Here is an 18743-nt window from a genome sequence, read left to right as displayed (position 1 = left end):
GGACGGTTCCGGGCGCTCACGTTATTCGAGGCAACAATGGCCAACCCAGGTTCGCCGCGCCGCTTTGCGCGCATAGATCGACTCCCCCCTTACGTATTCAACATCACTGCCGAGCTGAAGATGGCCGCCCGTCGTCGTGGCGAGGACATCATCGATTTCAGCATGGGCAACCCTGATGGCCCGACCCCGCCGCACATCGTCGAAAAACTGGTGACCGTCGCCCAGCGCGAAGACACCCACGGTTACTCGACGTCCAAAGGCATTCCGCGTCTGCGCCGGGCGATTTCCAACTGGTACAAGGATCGCTACGCGGTCGATATCGACCCGGAAAGCGAAGCCATCGTGACCATCGGTTCCAAGGAAGGCCTGGCGCATTTGATGCTGGCCACCCTCGATCAGGGCGACACAGTCCTGGTGCCGAACCCGAGCTATCCGATTCACATCTACGGTGCCGTGATTGCCGGCGCCCAAGTGCGTTCGGTGCCGCTGATTCCTGGCGTGGACTTCTTCGCCGAACTGGAAAGCGCCATTCGTGGTTCGATCCCGAAACCGAAAATGATGATCCTCGGCTTCCCATCCAACCCCACCGCCCAATGCGTGGAGCTGGATTTCTTCGAGCGGGTGATCGCCCTCGCCAAACAGTACGACGTTTTGGTCGTGCACGACCTGGCTTACGCCGACATCGTCTACGACGGCTGGAAAGCCCCGTCGATCATGCAGGTGCCGGGCGCCAAGGACATCGCGGTGGAGTTTTTCACCCTGTCCAAGAGCTACAACATGGCGGGCTGGCGCATCGGTTTCATGGTCGGCAACGCCGAACTGGTCAACGCCCTGGCGCGGATCAAGAGTTATCACGACTACGGCACGTTCACTCCGCTGCAGGTCGCGGCCATTGCTGCGCTGGAAGGCGATCAGCAGTGCGTCAAAGACATCGCCGAGCAGTACCGGCAGCGGCGCAACGTGCTGGTCAAAGGCCTGCATGAACTGGGCTGGATGGTCGAGAACCCGAAAGCCTCGATGTACGTCTGGGCGAAGATTCCCGAAGCGTATGCACACCTGGGTTCGCTGGAATTCGCCAAGAAGATGCTCGCCGAGGCCAAGGTCTGCGTCTCGCCGGGTGTGGGATTCGGTGAATACGGGGATGATCATGTGCGCTTCGCGCTGATCGAAAACCAGGACCGGATTCGTCAGGCCGTGCGCGGGATTCGCGCGATGTTCCGTGCGGATGGGTTGGTCGGCAAAGCCAACGCCTGATCGATTAAGCAGACACAAAAAAACCGCAGCGATGCGGTTTTTTTGTACCTGATCGTTCCCACGCTCCGCGTGGGAATGCCGCCATGGACGCTCCGCGTCCACTGTGACGCGGAGCGTCACGGGATGCGTTCCCACGCAGAGCGTGGGTACGATCAGTGCGACAGTGTGTTTAGACGAACATCGACAGCAGCAGGATAAAGCCCAGCGCAACGATGGACAGGATGGTCTCCATCGCGGTCCAGGTCTTGAAGGTTTCCGCCACGGTCATGTTGAAGTATTGCTTCACCAGCCAGAAACCCGCGTCGTTGACGTGAGACAGGATCAACGAACCGGCACCGGTGGCCAGCACCAGCAGCTCACGGTTCACACCCGGAATCATCCCCACCACCGGTACCACGATGCCTGCGCCGGTAATGGTCGCCACGGTCGCAGAACCAGTCGCCACGCGAATCACCGCCGCCACCAGCCACGCCAGCAGGATCGGCGAAATCTGTGCATTCACAGCCATGTGGCCGATCACGTCACCCACGCCGCTGGTCACCAGCATCTGCTTGAAGCCACCACCGGCACCGATGATCAGAATGATCGCGGCAGTCGGCGCGAGGCTGGCGTCGAGCAACTTCAGAATCTTGCTCGAACCCATGCCCTGCTTGTGGCCAAAGGTGTACAGCGACAGCAGCAGCGCCAACAGCAACGCCGAGATCGGGTGACCGACCAGGTCCATGAAGGAGCGCGCGAAGTTACCTTCCGGCAGCACCACGTCGGCAAAGGTCTTGAGCAACATCAGGAACACCGGCAGCAGCACGGTGACCAGGGTGATGCCGAAGCTTGGCAGCTCGGCCGCTTCCGGCTCGCGAGCCAGTTGGTCAACCAGTTCCTGGTTAGGATGGCCGGGGATGTATTTGGAAATGAACGTGCCGTAGATCGGGCCAGCGATAATCGCCGTCGGCAGCGCAACGATCAGACCGTAGAGAATGGTTTTACCAATGTCGGCACCGAACACGCCGATGGCCAGCAGCGGACCCGGGTGCGGCGGAACCAGGCCGTGAACGGCAGACAGACCGGCCAGCAGCGGGATACCGATCTTGATGATCGACACGCCGGTACGCCGGGCGACGATGAACACCAATGGGATCAGCAGCACGAAGCCGATTTCGAAGAACAGCGGAATGCCGACCAGGAACGCGGCGAACATCATGGCCCACTGCACCTTGTCCTTGCCGAACGCCCGGATCAGGGTCTGGGCGATCTGATCCGCCCCGCCCGACTCGGCCATCATCTTGCCGAGCATCGTGCCCAGCGCGAGGATGATCCCGACGAAACCGAGCACCCCACCGAAGCCGTCCTGGAACGCCTTGATGATGGTGCCGATCGGCATGCCGGAGGTCAGCCCGAGGAATGCGGCGGCAATGATCAGGGCAATGAACGGGTGGAGCTTGAACTTGGTGATCAGGACAATAAGCCCGATCACCGTGACCACTGCATCGAGCAGCAGGAACGTCTCGTGGGACATGCCAAACATTAGGGGTGTCTCCTGGTTGTTGTTGTTATTAAAGCGGGTAATTCGCACGCCATAAGGACAGCGCTGTCTTTTCTGGCCCGACTCATACGGCGAGTTTCAGGCCGTGTTCCAGCCACCAGACATGCGCCTGCTTCGCCAATTGCTCGACGCTGTGGTTCGACGCGTCCAGAGCCAGGGTCAGGGGCTCGCCGACGGGCGATTCAAGCGTGGCGAACTGGCTGTCGATCAGGGTAGATGGCATGAAGTGGCCCGGCCGATGAGACACACGATCAGCGGCAACTTCCGGAGTCAGCTCAAGAAAAACGAAGCCCAGGCCAGGCAAGGCGCTGCGCAGACGTTCGCGGTAACTGTGTTTGAGGGCCGAGCAGGTCAGCACCGGGCGCTCGCCCTTGGCGTCGACGCGGCGCAGTTCATCGCACAGGCTGTCGAGCCAGCCGGCACGGTCTTCGTCGTTCAGGGGGATACCCGCGCTCATCTTTTCGATATTGGCGGCAGGGTGGAAAGTGTCGCCTTCAATGGCGGTCGCGCCGCTGAGTTGGCACAAGGCCTCGCTGACGCAAGTCTTGCCGCAACCGGCAACGCCCATGATAACCAGGGCGGTGATGGAATGATTCATGTAACACCTCAGCGCGCAGACAGCGCTACCTTTGCCAGTTATGACACTAGAGCAAAAGCAGAAGTTGCCGACGCCTTCTTGTCATTTTTGTGGGTTGCAGCATGTTCGTTCCCAATGCCAAAAAGCGGGGATCAGGCAAACCCCGCTCACGCATTTGCAGCTGCATCGAGACAGCGCTACCTTAGTGCCTCGAATTTTGTTTGGCAAGCCGTCCGATGAACTCCCCTAAAAACGATAAAAATACGCGCACCACTGGCCGCCCGACCTTGAACGAAGTCGCACGCCTGGCCGGTGTCAGCCCGATTACTGCTTCCCGCGCCTTGCGCGGTGTCAGCACAGTGGCCACCGAACTGGTGGAAAAAGTGCAGAAAGCGGCGCTTGAACTCAACTACGTGGTCAACCCTGCGGCCCGCGCGTTAGCCTCGGCCCAGAGCCATTCGGTAGTGGTTCTGGTGCCGTCGCTGTCCAACTTGCTGTTCATTGATACGCTGGAAGCCATTCATCAGGTTTTACGCCCCAAGGGCTTCGAAGTGCTGATCGGCAACTTCCATTACTCGCGCGATGAAGAAGAAAACCTGCTGCGCAATTACATGGCGTATCAGCCGCGCGGTTTGCTGTTGACGGGTTTCGACCGCACTGAAAGTTCTCGGCGGATGATCGAGGCAAGCAACATCCCGTGCGTGTACATGATGGAACTGGACAGTGCGGCGGGCGTGAACTGCGTGGGCTTTTCGCAACTCGCGGCCGGCGAAACGGCAGCCGAGCATTTGCTGTCCCGTGGGCGCAAACGCCTGGCCTACATCGGCGCGCAGCTGGACCAACGCACGTTGTTGCGTGGCGAAGGTTTCCGCAAGGCGCTGCAAAAGGCCGGCTTGTATGACCCGGATCTGGAAATACTGACACCGCGCGCCTCCTCCGTCGGTCTGGGTGGCGAGTTGTTCCTGCAGCTGATGGCCGCTCATCCGGATGTCGATGCAATCTTCTTCGGCAACGACGACCTGGCGCAGGGCGCGCTGCTGGAAGCCATGCGCTGCGGGATCAAAATCCCCGAGCAAGTGGCCATTCTCGGCTTCAACGACCTCCCCGCCTCGGCGCACATGGTGCCGCGCCTGAGCAGCATCAGCACTCCGCGCGAGGCCATTGGCCGCCGTTCGGCGGAGTTGATGTTGACGCTGCTGGCCGGCAATTCGGTGGCAAAACCGGTGCAGGACATGGGGTTTGAGTTGAAGGTACGCGAGAGCACCTGAGGCGGTTGATCGTTTCCACACACTGATTGCCGCCGTATTTCGAAACACCTTTTGCCGGCGCGTCATCAGTGTCGAGTGCAGAATCCGCGAAATGACATTCGCGGCTGCCCCTTATGCGCAAAACGATCTTCATCTGTTCACTGCTGGCGCTCTCGCTCGGCCAGGCATCTCAGGCGCAAGACCCGGAGCCGGACGACTGGACTCACTTTCTGACCGACCCTCGTTTCATGCCGGCTATCAAAAGCTGCCTTGCCGCTCATCCACAGGTCGATGGACCCGCGATGGTGATGAGCGTCGGGCATGCCAGCCGCGACGAGGTCAGCGTCATGACGACCGACCTCAGCGGTCGCACAAACGCCTGTTTTGCCAGCAAGGATACGGGCCTCGTGAGCCAGTCCAGAACAGTCTTTGATCTTCCGGGGCCGCTGTTTGTGTCGGTGGACCAGGTCGCGGTTGCGCCCAAGGGTGAGTGCATTGAATCAACGCCGGTGTTCGCCGGCCAACAACTGCAAGGCTGGCTCCTCAGACAACCGGTCGTCTCTCACGACATCCCGAGTGCCTGCTCAACGCCGATCTGGACCGGACTGCAGGCACAGTGAGCAATGCCGGTCTTTCGGCTCAGTCCGCTACGCCACAGGATTTCAACTAACCTTGATAGTGCTCCGGTGCATCTGTGCTCAACCCGCATCGGCGCAATACAGTCCTGTTTGAAAATGTCTGTTAGATTCCTGAAGCGTCGAATCGCTAACGGAGTAGCTCAATGGAACATGCACTGAAAATTCTCGGTAAAGCCTCCTCCATCAACGTCAGAAAAGTTCTGTGGACCTGTGAGGAACTGGGCGTTACCTACGAACGAGAAGACTGGGGCGGCGGTTATGCGTCGACCCATACGGCGGAGTTTCTCAGGCTCAATCCCAATGCCCAGGTCCCGGTGATCATCGATGAGGCGGGCGTGCTGTGGGAGTCGAACACCATCTGCCGCTACCTGACCGGCAAACACCACAATACCGACTTGCTGCCGCACGAACCGGCCGCACGCGCTCGGGTGGAGCAGTGGATGGATTGGCAAGCCACTGAACTCAACAGCTCCTGGAGCTATGCGTTCACGGCACTGGTACGCAAAGACCCGGAGTTCCAGGACCCGCATCACATCGCCGCCGGCGTACGCGGCTGGAACCAGAAGATGGGCATCCTCGAACATCAGCTCGCAACCACCAAAGCCTATGTCGCCGGACCACGCTTCACCCTGGCTGACATCGTCATCGGCTTGTCCGTGAATCGCTGGCTGATGACGCCGATGGAACGTCCTGACTACCCGGCCATCGACGAGTATTTTCAACGACTGGCACAACGTCCCGGCTTCCTGAAATACGGCTGCAACGGCCTGCCTTGAGCGGCTCCTGCGCTACAAATCACTAAAAACCAAACATCCGCTGCAATAACCAGGCGAATCTCGGTGCAAAGCCGCCGAGATTCACAACCATTGATTCCGATAGCAGGCTAAGCTTCTCCATCAATAAGAAATGGACAAGCCCATGACTGCGCCTACCCCAGCCGTCGCTCAAACAGACGGCATCGACCCCGTTCGCGCCGCGCAGATTTCTGCCCGCATCGACCGGCTTCCCGCCGTCGCAACCCTCTGGCGCCTGGTGGCGCTGCTTTCGATCGGTGGTTTTTTTGAACTCTACGACCTGTTCCAGACGGCCTATATCAGCCCGGGCCTGATCCGCGACGGCATCTTCGCCACCGGCAGTCAGGGCGTGTTCGGTTTCTCCGACCAGGCAGCATTCGCCTCGGCAACCTTTCTCGGACTGTTCCTTGGCGCGAGCTTGCTGAGCCCACTGGCCGACCGTTTCGGACGCCGCGCGATCTTCACCTTTGCGCTGATCTGGTACACCGTCGCGACGGTGGCAATGGGCGTTCAGAGTTCGGCGCTGGGCATTATCTGCATGCGGTTTCTGGTGGGCATAGGGCTGGGTATCGAGCTGGTCACCATCGACGCCTACCTCTCGGAACTGGTGCCTAAACGCATGCGCAGTTCGGCATTTGCCTTCGCCTTTTTCGTGCAGTTTCTGTCGGTGCCGGCGGTGGCGTTGATGTCGTGGTGGCTGGTGCCGCAAGCGCCGTTCGGTGTGTCCGGCTGGCGCTGGGTGGTGTTGGCGAGTGCGGTGTTTGCGCTGTTCATCTGGTGGCTGCGTTCACGGTTGCCGGAATCGCCGCGCTGGCTGGCCCAGCATGGCCGGTTCGAGGAGGCCAGCGCGATTGTCGATGTCATCGAAGCGCGCTGCGTGAAAGATCAGGGCAAGCCGCTGGACGAGCCGGAACTGGCCGCCGTGGACATTCAAGGCCCTGGCCGTTTCGCCGACATCTGGCAGCCGCCCTATCGTCGTCGGGCGCTGATGCTGATTGTCTTCCATGTGTTCCAGGCCATCGGCTTCTTCGGCTTCGGCAACTGGCTGCCGGCGCTGCTTTCCGGTCAGGGCGTGAGTGTCACGCACAGCTTGATGTACGCCTTCATCATCACCCTCGCCTACCCGCTCGGGCCGCTGCTGTTTGTGAAGTTTGCCAACCGTTTCGAGAACAAGTGGCAGATCGTCGGTTCGGCACTGGGTGCAATGACCTTCGGTACGCTGTTTGCGATGCAGACCAGCGCCTTCGGCCTGATCTTTTGCGGAGTGATGATCACCTTCTGCAACGCCTGGCTGAGCTTCAGTTATCACTCTTATCAAAGTGAATTGTTCCCCACCAACATTCGCGCCCGTGCCGTGGGGTTCTGTTATTCGTTCAGCCGATTGTCGACGGTGTTCAGCAGTTTGCTGATCGGGATTTTCCTCGAACACTTCGGCACGCCGGGCGTGCTGGCGTTCATTGTCGCCAGCATGCTGATCGTGATGTTAACCATCGGCTGGTTTGGCCCGCGCACCCGCAACCTGGCGCTGGAAAACATCGCGCACCGCTGAGACGCCGGCGGTCGATGGCTGCCGCCCAGCGGCAAACGTTGACCGCCCTCCCCGTGCAACCTGTCCCTCCAGGCCCGGCAAACACGGGTCCGGGACAACGGCACGCTAATTGCTCGGGTCCTCAGGTCAGTCATTACCTGCAGGTTTATCCGTCATGTTTGTCAGTGCAAAACAAGCGCAGATTATTCCCCTGGCCAAGAAGCTCGGCAAAGACCCGGCAGCCGAAGTGGCGGCCGGGCTGCAGAGCGGCGTTCAGAACTCGATGTTTCAAGCCTTTCAAACCAATGGGCAGGCGCAGGTTCAGTCGTCCGCCACTGGACAGGCTACCCAGCAAGTCAGCGAGGCCAGCAAAATCAGCGACAACGTCAATGAAGCCTTCGCCAAAACCCGAGTCGCGCTGCAAGCCGCCGACTCTGCCAAGCTGCCAGCCAACGCTCAAGCCAAAGCCACTGACAGCACGGCCATGGCCGACTTCAAGGACTACATGAGCAAGACGCCGGAACAGCGTATGCACGACAGCATCCTGAAAGAGATGGGCATCACCGAAGAAGACCTCAAAGCCATGCCGCCAGAAAAACAACTGGCCGTTAGCAAAGAGATCGCCCAGCGTATGGAAGACAAGATGAAGCTGGCGTCGACCGCAAAAGCTGGCGACAGCAGCACTGCAAAAGACACGCCTCAGGTGGTCGACAAATTCCTTGCTTCACTTTGAAGACACAGGGACTTTTTGTAGGAGCCAGCCGTGCGGCTCCTACAAAGGCATTGCCGCGATTCAGGTGATCTGCAACGTCGAATTAAACTGACTGATCGCATCCACCACGTGCCGCGAGCCCTGCTGAATTTCTAGAATCACCTCGCCCGCCTCGTTTGCCAGTTCCACCCCCAGACCGGTTCGGCTCAAGCTCGATTGCATGCTCGTCACGGCGCTCATCGATAAATCGTGGTTCTTGCGCACCACGTCGACAATCTCCACCGTCGCCTGACTCGTGCGTGCCGCAAGGCTGCGAACTTCGTCGGCCACCACGGCAAACCCGCGTCCATGGTCGCCTGCCCGCGCGGCCTCGATGGCCGCATTAAGCGCCAGCAAGTTGGTCTGGTCGGCGATGCCGCGAATGGTCTGGACAATGGTGCCGATGATGTCCGACTGCTTGCTGACCGCATCGATGCTCTGCGCCGCTTCGTTCAGGTCCCGGGAAATGTCCTGGATGATCTGCACGGTTTGCTGCACCACCTGAGACCCCTTCTGCGCGCAAGCGTCGTTTTGCACCGAGGTGCTGTGGGCCGACTCCGCTGCGGTCTGCAGCGTCGTCACTTGCTCGGTGATGTCGCTGGCGAATTTCACCACTTTGTACAAACGGCCCTTGGCATCGAACAACGGGTTGTAAGAGGCCTCGAGGAACACCGTATGCCCGTGCTTGTCTTTGCGCTCGAAACGGTGCGAGTGATATTCGCCGCGATTGAGTGAAGCCCAGAACGCCTTGTACGCCTGCGACTCGGATTCGGCGCGGTGGCAGAACAGGCTGTGATGCTGGCCGATCACTTCGTTGAGCGAGTAATGCATCGTCTTCAGGAAGTTGTCGTTGGCGGTGATGACTTTGCCTTCCGGGGTGAATTCGATCACCGCCATGGAACGGCCAATCGCGGCGAGCATGCTTTCTTCTTCGTGTTCCTTGTAAACCCTGTCGGAAATATCCGTAGCGACTTTGATGACACTTTTAACCTGGCGGTCGGGACCGAACACCGGCATGTAACTGGCCTCAAGCCAAACTTCCTTGCCTTGCTTGTTCAGCCGTAAAAACGTGCCGCCGACGGGTTCGCCACGGGCCAGGTCCCGCCACAACTTCGCGTATTCCTCACTGCGGTAGAACGCTTCTTCACAAAAGATCCGGTGATGTTTGCCGCGAACTTCTTCGGCGCTGTAACCCATTGCGCGGCAAAAGTTGTCGTTGGCATCGAGCACGATGCCCTCCGGGGTGAACTCAATCATGGCCATCGAGCGGCTGACCGCCGCCAACTTGGCGTTGGCTTCGCTCAGTGCACAACTGAATCGTTGGATTTCCTGCAGGTCAGCCTTGTGATGTAGGTTAAACATGGTCGTATCACCTTCAGCGCGTTCTTTTGATTGATGAAAGTTCTTCGGTCTTTCAACGGATCTACCAAATTGTTTCTTGGTACAGGCACACGCGTTCCTCCACGGGAGGAAATGTCAGGTGATCAATGATGTTCAATCGGAGAGTCCATGCAGTAGCGCTCTCATCAAGACATCCTTCTCTTGATAGCCCGGAACCGGGCCAGCCCTAACGGTTTCATCAGCAATTCCCTTTAGTGCACAGCTCCTTGTTGTTCAGTGTGGTGCCGTGGGTTGCGCACGTTTGCAGTGTTATTGGCTATCGCCACCGACATAGTCGGTTACAAGTCAGCGTAGACAGCCGCTGCGAAGGCGCAAGGCCACTAGTCGGCCAGTATTGAGGACAAAATCGGTTCAGCCAGCATGTTCAGCAATGCCTGCACGGCGGCTGAAGGTTTACGGGTCGGCGCGACCACCAAGGCAAACTCGCGCTCTATACGCGGGTGGACTGGCATCACGCGCAGGCCTTGGCGATGAGCGGGCAACGTCAATTCGGGCACCAGCGTCACGCCGATGTTTTCCCGCACCAGCGTGAACGCGCTGCTCCACTCCCGGACCTCGACCCGAATGTCACGTAACTGCAAGCCGGCCTCTGCGGCCAGGCTGCGAGCGTTGGTTGAACAACCGCCCGTGGCTAATACAAAAGGTTCCTGAGCCAACTCCGCGAGGGTAATGCCGGCCTCATTCGAACGGCGCGCAAAAGGATGGCCGCCCGGCAGGACGGCCATCCAGGCATCACGCCCCAAATGACTGGCGTTACGCTCTGGAGCAGGGTTCAACACCACGCCAACATCCACCAGACCGGTGTCGAGTAGTGTTTCGACTTCATCGTCGCTGACTTCAAGTGCCACCACTTCAATGCCGGGATAGAGCCGTTTGAACCGGCGTAACAGTGGCGGCAGAAACGTTGCCAGCACCATGGGGAAACTCGCCAGACGAATCGTGCCGCGCTGAATGCCTTTGGCGGCATCGACGCTGCTGCGAATATTTTCCAGGGCTCCAAGCATCGTTCGTGCGTGTTCGATCACAGGCAAGCCGATGGCCGTCGGCAACGTTTGGCGATTCTCCCGACTGAACAGTTGAACGCCCAATGTTTCTTCAATCAAGGCCAACGCCTGACTCGCCCCTGACTGGGTCATGCCAACGCGCTCGGCGGCCCGGGTGATGTTGCCGGTATCAGCCACCGCCACCACCATTCGCCAATGCATCAGATTCATCATGGCAGTAGCTTTCCTTATGGCTGTGTTCTGAAAGAGTAATTTTACCGAGGGCACCGCGCACTATGACACTGGCGTAAATCCCCAACCAGAGCCGTCCCGATGAAGTTGTATTACGCCCCCCAAGCCTGCTCGCTGGCGCCGCATATCGTGCTGCGTGAACTGGATCTGCCATTCGAATTGATCCGCGTTGATAACCGCACTAAAAAGACCGTAGAGGGCGATGACTTCCTCGCGATCAACCCGAAGGGATACGTCGCGGCGTTGCTGCTGGATAACGGCGACGTGCTGACCGAAGGCCCGGTGATCCTGCAATACCTGGCGGACCTGCGACCGGACGCGAACCTGGCGCCAGCGAACGGGACGTTCCAGCGGGTGCGGTTGCAAGAGTGCTTGAACTTCGTCTCGACAGAGATTCATGGCGGATTGGGCTGGCTGTTCAATTCGCAGTTTCCGGAGGCGGTAAAAGCGCTGATCAAAGAGAAGCTGTTCAAGCGATTGGCGGTGTTGAACGAAACGCTGGGGCGGCAAGAGTATTTGCTGACGGGCGGGTTCGGCATCGCCGATGCGTATCTGTTTACGGTGCTGCGCTGGGCACCACTGTTTGCGATTGATTTGAATCAGTGGCCGGCGTTGTTGCGGTTTCAGGACAGAGTTGAGCAGCGGCCAGCAGTGAAAGCGGCGTTGGCTGCCGAGTTGGTGTAGACCGCGACATCGCCGCTTCCACAGGGGATCTGAGGCTTACACAAATTTTGTGCGCTCAGCAGATCCACTGTGGGAACGAGCCTGCTCGCGAATGCAGTCGCTTATGCCCCGCAAGAACATCAGGAATAACTACAGACTCGCACTCACCTTGCTCGCCACTTCCCCCGGCACCCAGCCCTTCCAGATCTGCGGCTGATCCCGTAAAAACGCTTCGGCGACTTGACGCGGTTGCTGGCGTTTTTCGCTCATTTGTCCCAGCGTCTGGTTGAGTAAATCGATCGGAAAGTCGACTTTTTCGAAGAACGCCACCAAGTCCGGATACTGCGCCTTGAACGGTGCAGACACACCAATGGCCAGGCTCGCCGGCATGGAGCGGGTGCCCTTGGGATTGGGGTTGTTGGCATCGGCCAGTGTCTTCCACGCTTCGGCGTCAAAGGCCGGTTCTTCGAGTTTCACCAGTTTGAAGCGCCCCAGCAGCGGCGTCGGCGACCAGTAGTAGAACAACACCGGTTTGCCGCGGCGAATCGATGACGCAACCTCCGCATCCAGCGCCGCGCCTGAGCCAGTTCGGAAGTTGACGTAACTGGCGGTCAGGTCATAGGCCTTGAGTTTCTGGCTGTTGACGATCTCCGAGGTCCAGCCGGTCGGGCTGTTGAGGAAGCGTCCGCGGCTTGGGTCTTCGGGATCGCGGAACACGTCCTTGTAGCGGGCCAGGTCGGCGACAGATTTCAATTCCGGCGCCAGGGGTTTGATGCCACGTTCCGCGTCGCCCTTGATCACGTATTCCGGCACCCACCAACCCTCGGTGGCCCCTTTTACCGTGTCTCCCAAACCAAACACTTTGCCCTCGGCGGACGCCTTGACCCACGCCGGACTGCGCCCCGCCCACTCTTCGCCGATCACCTGGATGTCGTTCTTGGCCAGCGCGGCTTCGAGGCTGACGGTGCTGCCCGGTAACGTGTCGGTCGGGTAGCCATAGCCTTTCTCGACGATCAGACGCAGGATTTCGGTGATCAGGCTGCCGCTTTCCCAGGTGATATCGCCAAAGTGAATCGGCGCGGCTTTTTCCGCGGCCGGCACGTGGGTTGCGACAAGGCTCAGCGCCAACAGCGAACTGCCGAGCAGGGTTTTGATCGATCTCATGCGGACCTCCAGGTCAGGGCATTCAAGGGTTGGTTGGCGCTGTGCCGGTCGCACAGTGCCTGAGTGCGGGTCATATAGACGCTGACCGAGCGCTGGGAAATGCCCAGTTCAGCGGCGATTTGCGGGTACGTCAGGCCGTCGACGCGTGACAACAGGAAGGTCGCCCTGACTTTGCCCGGCAAGCGTCCCAGCGTCTGGTCGAGGCCCTGCAATGCCTGGCTGAGTTGCGCCAGCTCCTCAGGCGATTTCACGGATGGGTAATCGTCGAGTTGCAACTGATCGAGGTGCTGGTGTTCCAGTTTCCGGCGGCGCCAGAGCTGATAGATCAAACGGCGGGCGATGGTGGTGAGCAAGGCTCGAGGTTCGCAAATCGGTGTCAGGCCTGGGGATTGCAGCAGTTGCACGAAGGTTTCTGCGGCGATGTCTTCGACGCTGGGGCTGGTGCCCAGATGCCGGCGCAAGTGTGCGCACAGCCAGGAATAATGGGCGCGGAACAATCTGTCGATGTGGTTGCGATGGGATACGTCGGTGCCGGACATAGAGGCTCCAAGGTTAGGGGTCGCTGAATGTCCGGTGATCCGGTGGCGCGATCCTAGCAAGGAGCCTTATTCTTTAATAATACTTAAAAAGCATTTTTATATTCTATTTGGAAATTTAACGTAATCGCCCGAATCCCAACGCTTCAGCTTCCCGCTGATAGTCGAGAACGATCTGATAGTCGCTTTCAGTGGCCGGCAGCACTTCTTGCAGCCCCAGGATCTCAACAACGTCAGGCAACTTCTTCAAAGCCTGATTCATCACCTGACGCAGCTGCTCCGCCTGCTCAAGCGTAACGCCCAAAGCCGTGATGTACGGCAAGGTCGGGCTGAACGCGCTTCGGGCAACGATGCGTAATCCGGCGACTTCTTGCGCGGCATGTCGCGCCAGATAGGCGAAGGTCACGCTGTCGATGGCCGCCAGGTCCGCCCGGTCTTCGCGCAACCAGCGCAGGCTCTCGCGGTGGCTACCGCTGATGGCGACACTGGAAAAGAATTGCCCGTCGCGATGCAGCGGCGCCAGGCGATGCCGCAACAGGTTCATGCCGCTGTTGGAGTCTTCGCCGTTGATCACGCCGCGACTGTCGCGCCAGTCGGACAACGTCCGCCGTGGGTCATCGGTGCGACTCAGCAGCAGGCTGCAATGGTTGCCGCCGGTGCTGTCGGGGAGTTCGTAACGCGGCCGACCAATGACCCGGACCTTGCCGCGCAACGCAGTCATCAGCGGATAACCGCAAGTCTGGGTCAGCAGCAATTGCGGCGACAACCAGAGGTCCATCAGCGACAGGCCTTCGGCATTGAGTCGGGTGACGCCCAACTGCTCGATGATCTGCGCCAGCCAGCGCTCGTTGGCCTGGAGGATCGGCTCGGGGGCGACGTACATCAATAGTTCAGCGATGTGTTGTGTCATCGAAATCTTCCCATACAACCATATTCCCCGGTGGGAGCGAGCTTGCTCGCGATAGCGGTGTTTCAGGCAACATCAATGTGAAAGGTACGGCCCCATCGCGAGCAAGCTCACTCCCACAGGGGTCAGATGTGGATCATGAAAAATCAGTGAAATGGGTGCCTCGGGCTATCGATGGCCCTCACTCCATGCTGTCGCCACAACTGTCCGTAACCCTGCAGCACAAATCCGCCGCTGCGCGCCTGCCATTGCTCACGACGTGCGCGGTAGGCCTTGGGCAAGTCGTACCAGGGCAACCCTGGCAAGTCGTGGTGCACCAGGTGCAAATTGAGGTTCAGGAACAGCCAGCGCCATGGCCAGGCGGCTTCATTGATGACCGTGCGTTGCTCGGGTTGCACATGCGGACGGTGTTCATAGTAGGAGCGAATCATGGCAATCGATAGCGCCGGCACACTGATCAGCAACAGGTAATGCCACACCGGTAGCACGCTGTAGCGCGCGATGAAGATCAGCATCAGCAACGTCAGTGCACCGTGGGTCAGCCACATGAGCCAGGCCTGTCGCTCAGCCTTTTTCAGCCGTTGCAGTTCTTCCCGCGCCAGCGTCAGCAAGGCCAGTGGCGCGCCCAGGAGAAAGCGCCCGAGCACGGTTTTGTTCAGCCAGTGCAGGCTTTGCTCAAAAAGCGAACTGCCCTGCCACCGCTCGGCCGTGAGGTAACGACTTTCCGGATCGCGACCGGGAATGGTCAAGTCTTCGTCGCGGTGATGCAGCAAATGGCTGTCGCGGTAAAGGGTGTAGGGATACCAGACGGCGAACGGCGCATAGCCGAGGATTTTATTGAGCAATGGCCAACGGGTCGGATGCCCGTGCAGCAATTCGTGCTGCACCGACAACCACAGCACCACCAGCGGAATCAGCAGCAATGTGCTGCACCACACCCCCAACCGATCACTCGCCAAGACGAGGCTGAACCAGCCGCCATACACGCCGATCAGCAACAGCCAGGTCGGCCACTCGGTGCGAGCGGTCAGGCGTTGACGCAGGGTTTCGATTTCTTCTCGATGGGCAGTATCGAAGTAATGGGACATGGCGTTGCTCAGATCGGGGACCAGTCCCCTTCTGTGCAATGGCGTCGGGTAATCTTGCAGATTATTTTGAAGATCGTTCCCATGCTCTGCGTGGGAATGCCTCTAGAGACGCTCTGCGTCCAGTGACGCGGAGCGTCAAGGGCTGCGTTCCCACGCAAAAAGCGTGGGAACGATCAACGCGGAATCAATGGCCGAACACATCCACCTTCTTGGCCTTCTTGTCCGCGCGCTTTTCATCGGCGGTTTTCGCCGGTTTTTTCTTTGCCGCTTTCTTTGAATCCATGCCTTTGGCCATGATACGTACTCCACTCATACGGGATGTGAGATCAGGTATACACCTATCGCTGCGCTCGTGTTCTTTTATAATCGCCCGCTTTGCGCACCGACAGTCCACGACCATGCCCGACACCCAGTACACCTTGCTCGAGGAGCCTATGTGGCCCTTGATGAACAAATTTTATCGCGCCCACCAATCGTCGATGAAAGCCGTGCGCGACGCTCAACTGTGGGTCGCCAGGCGCGACGGGATCATTGGCGCGCTGTGTTTGCGGCCGGTGTCGGAGGGGCATTGGCTGACGGGGCTGTTCGTCGATCCGGCTTGTCGCGGACAAGGGATCGCTGGCGCTTTGATGGCCGAGGCGGTCAAGGATATCGAAGGTCCGGTGTGGCTTTTTTGTCATCCTGATTTGCGCGGTTTTTATGAGCGTCATGGGTTCACCTTCGACCCAGTGTTGCCCTATTCGATGGCCGAACGTTTGAGCCGGTATGCGCGCAGTAAACCGATGATTGCCATGGGTATGGAACTGGCCAAATAACGCACTAAAGCCATTTGAAGATCAAATGTGGGAGCGAGCTTGCTCGCGAAGGGGTCAGAACAGTCGACATTGATATCGACTGACAGGCCGCCATCGCGAGCAAGCTCGCTCCCACAGTAGCTTGAGGTGTTTTCGAATCAGTCATCCGCTGCTGGATCGAGGTCCGGAAACATGACTTCGGTGAAGCCAAATTTGCTGAAATCGGTAATCCGCGACGGGTACAGCCGACCGATCAGGTGATCGCATTCATGCTGCACCACCCGCGCATGGAATCCCTCGGCGATCCGCACAATCGGCTGGCCCTTGGGGTCGAAACCTTCGTAGCGAATCTGCTGATAACGATCCACCGCGCCGCGCATGCCGGGCACTGACAGGCAACCTTCGAAGCCCTCTTCCATCACTGGGCTCAACGGTGTGATCAGCGGATTGATCAGGATGGTCTGCGGCACCGCTTCAGCGTCCGGGTAGCGTTCGCTGTGCTCGAACCCGAAGATCACCAGTTGCAGGTCGACACCGATCTGCGGTGCGGCCAGGCCGACGCCGCCGACGCTTTCCATGGTCTGGAACATGTCGTCGATCAGTTGCCACAACTCGGGGCTGTCGAACATTTCGGCCGGGACCGGCGGGGCAATGCGCAGCAGGCGTTCATCGCCCATTTTCAGGATTTCACGGATCATTTTATGACTTCATCAGGTTTGGGCTGGAGCGAGTGATCCCGAGCCAGTCCCGAAACGTGTTGTTTGGGTTCGTGATCGAGTTCGCCGGGGACTTTTTCGCCATCATTTTTGCCCTCGGTCGACATATGTTCGATCACTGCATTCATCTCCGCACCCAGCAACAGCACCGCCGCAGAAATGTAGAAGTACAGCAACAGCACGATGATCGCGCCGATACTGCCATACATGGCGTTGTAGTTGGCGAACTCCTTGACGTACAAACCAAAACCCACGGAGGCGCAGATCCACACCACCACCGCCAGCACCGAGCCTGGGGTGATAAAGCGGAACTCTTGTTTGACGTCGGGCATGACGTAATAGATCAGCGCCACCGCCACCATCAGCAGAACCACGACCACCGGCCAGCGCACGATGGTCCAGAGCGTCACGATGAAGTCTTCGAGACCGACTTGCGAAGCGATCCAGCCCATCACTTGCGGCCCGAGCACCATCAACGCGGCGGCGATCAGCAGCATGCCGGCGATGCCGACCGTGTAGATAATCGACAGCGGGATACGCTTCCACGCGGGCCGGCCTTCGACCACGTCGTAGGCTGCGTTCATCGCGCTCATCATCAACCGCACACCGGCCGACGCCGTCCACAGCGCAATCACGATACCAATCGACAGCAAACCACCCTTGGACTGCTGCAACTGGTCGATGACCGGGTTCACCTGTTCCAGCGCCTGGGGCGGCAGGACCAGTTCCGATTGCAGGCGCAGCCAGGAAAAGAAGTCAGGCAAGTGCAGGAAACCGATCAGGGCGATCAGAAAGAGGATGAAGGGAAACAGCGAGAACAGCATCTGATAGGCGAGCGCCGAGGCATAGGTCGACATCTCGTCGTCGATGAACTCGGTGACCGTGCGCACCATGACACGGTGCAGGCGCAGGCCTTTCATATGAGGGAAAAACATTAGCGTCTCCTTTCGCCGCAATATGGGTTGAAGTCGTGGCGACTCAGGGGCCGTTTTCTACATCAAATTAGCCTACTTGGCGTCTTTGAAACAATTTCGTTGCGCAAGTTCAGGGTGACACAAAAACGGCCATCCTTGGATGGCCGTTCGTGTTGCTCATCAAAGGCTGGATCAAGCCTCGTCGACGCTCTTTTTAATGGCGTCCTTGGCTTTACCGATCGCTTGCTGGGCCTCGCCTTTCTTTTCCTGAATCTTGCCTTCAACTTGCAGTTTGGTGTTGTCGGTCGCTTTGCCGACACCTTGCTTGACGTTGCCGACGGCTTCGTTGGCCATGCCTTTTACTTTATCGCCAGTGCTGCTCATGGTGTTTCTCCTGTGAACAATTCAATGAGAAAAGTCGTTACATAAGGATTGACCGGAGGCTTTTGCACGGAGTTTCATTTATTTTCGATCGTACATTTCATCGTTCAGCGCAGGTTAGGCTTTATGTTTGTCGACCAACCCCCGAGAATGCGCAACGTATTCAGGCCATGGCGCTGAAGATCCAATCCCGTAGGAATGTTATGAAACTCGATAAAAAGCAGGCCATTGCCCGCAGAAACCAGGAACTTGGCGGTGCCGTGCTTGGCGTCAACAACTGCCATTTCACCGAATTGAACCGCAATCGCAACATCTGGTGGTTCGATATCCCGGTCGCGCGGCTGGCCATTGGTCAGTACGAATGGGTTCACCTGCTGATGCACACGCCAGACACCGACGAACTGCTGCACCTGAAAGTGCCGACGGTGTTCCTTCGCGAAAAGCTTGAAGGCCTGGTGGTGCGCAATGAAGGCAAGCGCAAAGCCGCTTTGAGCCTGGAACTGAGCGCCGACAAGGACTCGTTCCTGCAAGACATGCGTCCGGCGGGCACCAACGTCAATTTCGCACCGTTCCGCCTGTAATTAGATCGTTCCCACGCTCTGCGTCGGAACGATC

The 18743-nt window shown here is 58.8% G+C and carries 19 protein-coding genes and 2 pseudogenes; 9 read left to right on the top strand and 12 right to left on the bottom strand.

From position 1 onward, the window contains the following. Window positions 1-36 precede the first annotated feature (36 nt). Entirely contained in the window at window positions 37-1254 is a 1218-nt protein-coding gene (gene alaC, locus ACM6I0_RS00795) for an alanine transaminase (RefSeq protein ID WP_259153065.1), read from the top strand. Between the two features lie 169 nt (window positions 1255-1423). Here the strand turns inward: alaC and ACM6I0_RS00790 are convergent, their stop codons facing one another. After that, complete coding sequence (locus tag ACM6I0_RS00790) at window positions 1424-2776, bottom strand: GntP family permease (RefSeq protein WP_259153066.1); 1353 nt, start codon at window positions 2774-2776, stop codon at window positions 1424-1426. A gap of 82 nt (window positions 2777-2858) precedes the next feature. After that, on the bottom strand, window positions 2859-3392 hold the full coding sequence (locus ACM6I0_RS00785) for a gluconokinase (RefSeq protein ID WP_285433756.1): 534 nt from the start codon (window positions 3390-3392) through the stop codon (window positions 2859-2861). Between the two features lie 215 nt (window positions 3393-3607). Between ACM6I0_RS00785 and ACM6I0_RS00780 the strand changes: the two genes are divergently transcribed. From ACM6I0_RS00780 to ACM6I0_RS00760, 5 genes are all read left to right on the top strand, one after another. Further along, window positions 3608-4639 carry a LacI family DNA-binding transcriptional regulator gene (locus ACM6I0_RS00780; RefSeq protein ID WP_285433754.1) on the top strand — a complete coding sequence of 344 codons (1032 nt, stop codon included), beginning with the start codon at window positions 3608-3610 and terminating at the stop codon, window positions 4637-4639. Between the two features lie 113 nt (window positions 4640-4752). Beyond that, complete coding sequence (locus ACM6I0_RS00775; protein ID WP_285433752.1) at window positions 4753-5238, top strand: hypothetical protein; 486 nt, start codon at window positions 4753-4755, stop codon at window positions 5236-5238. A gap of 161 nt (window positions 5239-5399) precedes the next feature. Beyond that, window positions 5400-6032 carry a glutathione S-transferase family protein gene (locus tag ACM6I0_RS00770; protein ID WP_285433750.1) on the top strand — a complete coding sequence of 211 codons (633 nt, stop codon included), beginning with the start codon at window positions 5400-5402 and terminating at the stop codon, window positions 6030-6032. Between the two features lie 142 nt (window positions 6033-6174). Beyond that, entirely contained in the window at window positions 6175-7599 is a 1425-nt protein-coding gene (locus tag ACM6I0_RS00765) for an MFS transporter (protein ID WP_285433749.1), read from the top strand. A gap of 154 nt (window positions 7600-7753) precedes the next feature. After that, window positions 7754-8311 (top strand): hypothetical protein, encoded by a 558-nt coding sequence (locus ACM6I0_RS00760; protein ID WP_285433748.1) that lies wholly within the window; start codon window positions 7754-7756, stop codon window positions 8309-8311. 60 nt (window positions 8312-8371) lie between these two features. Here the strand turns inward: ACM6I0_RS00760 and ACM6I0_RS00755 are convergent. The 3 genes and pseudogenes from ACM6I0_RS00755 to ACM6I0_RS00745 all read right to left on the bottom strand — a co-directional run. Further along, window positions 8372-8791 (bottom strand): annotated as a pseudogene (locus ACM6I0_RS00755) (methyl-accepting chemotaxis protein); the annotation flags it as partial. A gap of 123 nt (window positions 8792-8914) precedes the next feature. Then, window positions 8915-9586 (bottom strand): annotated as a pseudogene (locus ACM6I0_RS00750) (PAS domain-containing protein); the annotation flags it as partial. A 464-nt stretch (window positions 9587-10050) separates the two neighbouring features. Continuing rightward, window positions 10051-10947 carry a LysR family transcriptional regulator gene (locus ACM6I0_RS00745; protein ID WP_414921260.1) on the bottom strand — a complete coding sequence of 299 codons (897 nt, stop codon included), beginning with the start codon at window positions 10945-10947 and terminating at the stop codon, window positions 10051-10053. 99 nt (window positions 10948-11046) lie between these two features. On the opposite strand from ACM6I0_RS00745, the gene gstA reads away from it, so the two are divergent. After that, a complete protein-coding gene (gene gstA, locus ACM6I0_RS00740) occupies window positions 11047-11649 on the top strand; it encodes a glutathione transferase GstA (RefSeq protein WP_414921259.1) in 603 nt (200 codons plus the stop codon). Between the two features lie 129 nt (window positions 11650-11778). On the opposite strand, the gene ACM6I0_RS00735 is transcribed toward gstA, so the two are convergent. From ACM6I0_RS00735 to ACM6I0_RS00720, 4 genes are all read right to left on the bottom strand, one after another. Further along, window positions 11779-12792 carry an ABC transporter substrate-binding protein gene (locus ACM6I0_RS00735; protein ID WP_414921258.1) on the bottom strand — a complete coding sequence of 338 codons (1014 nt, stop codon included), beginning with the start codon at window positions 12790-12792 and terminating at the stop codon, window positions 11779-11781. Next, on the bottom strand, window positions 12789-13331 hold the full coding sequence (locus ACM6I0_RS00730) for a sigma-70 family RNA polymerase sigma factor (RefSeq protein WP_285433742.1): 543 nt from the start codon (window positions 13329-13331) through the stop codon (window positions 12789-12791). The genes ACM6I0_RS00735 and ACM6I0_RS00730 overlap by 4 nt, the downstream gene beginning before the upstream one ends. Before the next feature lie 115 nt (window positions 13332-13446). Further along, window positions 13447-14238, bottom strand: coding sequence for a phosphate/phosphite/phosphonate ABC transporter substrate-binding protein (locus tag ACM6I0_RS00725; protein WP_285433740.1), 792 nt, complete (start codon window positions 14236-14238; stop codon window positions 13447-13449). 143 nt (window positions 14239-14381) lie between these two features. After that, window positions 14382-15323: a fatty acid desaturase gene (locus ACM6I0_RS00720; protein WP_414921257.1), complete on the bottom strand. Its 942-nt coding sequence runs from the start codon at window positions 15321-15323 to the stop codon at window positions 14382-14384. Between the two features lie 398 nt (window positions 15324-15721). Here ACM6I0_RS00720 and ACM6I0_RS00715 point away from each other — a divergent pair, with 398 nt between their 5' ends. Further along, entirely contained in the window at window positions 15722-16138 is a 417-nt protein-coding gene (locus tag ACM6I0_RS00715; RefSeq protein ID WP_414921256.1) for a GNAT family N-acetyltransferase, read from the top strand. Between the two features lie 137 nt (window positions 16139-16275). Here ACM6I0_RS00715 and def read toward each other — a convergent pair whose 3' ends face one another. The 3 genes from def to ACM6I0_RS00700 form a co-directional block, all read right to left on the bottom strand. Then, window positions 16276-16815, bottom strand: coding sequence for a peptide deformylase (gene def / locus ACM6I0_RS00710; protein ID WP_414921255.1), 540 nt, complete (start codon window positions 16813-16815; stop codon window positions 16276-16278). Continuing rightward, window positions 16812-17768 (bottom strand): YihY/virulence factor BrkB family protein, encoded by a 957-nt coding sequence (locus ACM6I0_RS00705; RefSeq protein ID WP_222588131.1) that lies wholly within the window; start codon window positions 17766-17768, stop codon window positions 16812-16814. The genes def and ACM6I0_RS00705 overlap by 4 nt, the downstream gene beginning before the upstream one ends. Window positions 17769-17939: 171 nt before the next feature. Further along, a complete protein-coding gene (locus tag ACM6I0_RS00700; protein ID WP_414921254.1) occupies window positions 17940-18131 on the bottom strand; it encodes a CsbD family protein in 192 nt (63 codons plus the stop codon). A gap of 200 nt (window positions 18132-18331) precedes the next feature. On the opposite strand from ACM6I0_RS00700, the gene ACM6I0_RS00695 reads away from it, so the two are divergent. Next, entirely contained in the window at window positions 18332-18709 is a 378-nt protein-coding gene (locus tag ACM6I0_RS00695) for a hypothetical protein (RefSeq protein WP_027923866.1), read from the top strand. Window positions 18710-18743 lie beyond the last annotated feature (34 nt).

This window comes from Pseudomonas sp. IT-P294 (assembly GCF_949767865.1).
Lineage (GTDB): Bacteria > Pseudomonadota > Gammaproteobacteria > Pseudomonadales > Pseudomonadaceae > Aquipseudomonas.
Note: the sequence above shows the minus strand (reverse complement) of the source record. Positions and strands in the feature narration are given on the sequence as shown.